The sequence below is a fragment of the Paenibacillus sp. 01T422 genome, assembly GCF_056398785.1.
In genome coordinates this window covers 1-977 of sequence record NZ_JBFTQB010001397.1, presented here as the reverse complement: position 1 = coordinate 977, position 977 = coordinate 1, and the positions used below count along the sequence as shown (strand labels likewise).

The following is a 977-nucleotide window of genomic DNA, read 5'->3' as shown; positions in this document are numbered from 1 at the left end:
CATCAGCACCACCACCGTGTAGACTTGAAAGCAAAAAAAGCCGCAAGCGCAGCACTCTCGATTGTCTGTTGAATTGTCGGAAACAACAAACTCGTATATTTCTCTTGCTCATGATAAAAATATGAACAAAAAGATATCACCTCGAGCAATAAGCTCTTTGTGATATAAACTGTACCCTCTGTTTGCGGACATTTAGTGGACTAGCATTAGACATGGATTGGACATCTTCTACCTTCTTATTAAACGTCCACCTAATAAATCATCTCCGTCTTCTTCTGACTAATCGACGAAGAACTATGCAATCGGGATTTGCAATAGCGAATTATCAACCAGGAAAACAATAGTAGGATGATCGCCATATAGACAATCGATAAACCCGCTTGGGGCCACTCCACCTATCCACGAAAAAAAATGATTATTCCAATAAGGATACCCATAACTCTAATGTCTCTGATTTTATTGATAAGGATCTGTGCTTCTCCCGAATGTAACAGATACAATTAATAACCAATGAACACAGAGATGATCTAATGATACTTGCCACTATCCGCGGCGATTATGAGCGTCATGACGGTGAAATATAATCATTAAACTCTCTCCACTCAGCATGTTCCTCCGTAGATGGGAATTCGCAGGCTCGGTTTGAAGAATTGATTTTTCCATTTTACTCTCATCCTAATGAGAATATTATGAGAGAAATCATTAGATCTTCAAGAAAATTCGAATTCTCATCATTTTTTCATGTAAAGCATTTACAGTAAGTCTGTGCCTAAAAAAGTCTTTCAAAGGAGAAAAAAATGGAATCAAATAAAACGAAAACCTTGTTAAGCAAGGTACCAGAAGTCACCATTTATTTCTGGATTATAAAAATCTTATGTACCACCATTGGTGAGACTGCTGCTGACTTCCTTAACGTTAATCTTGGCTTTGGACTGACGGGTACGTCCGTTGTAATGGGCGTTTTATTATTAGCCGTG

1 pseudogene is annotated in these 977 nt (G+C 38.2%); it reads left to right on the top strand.

The features are described from left to right. Window positions 1-797: 797 nt before the first annotated feature. Window positions 798-977, top strand: a pseudogene (locus AC1DUA_RS39055) (hypothetical protein); the annotation flags it as partial.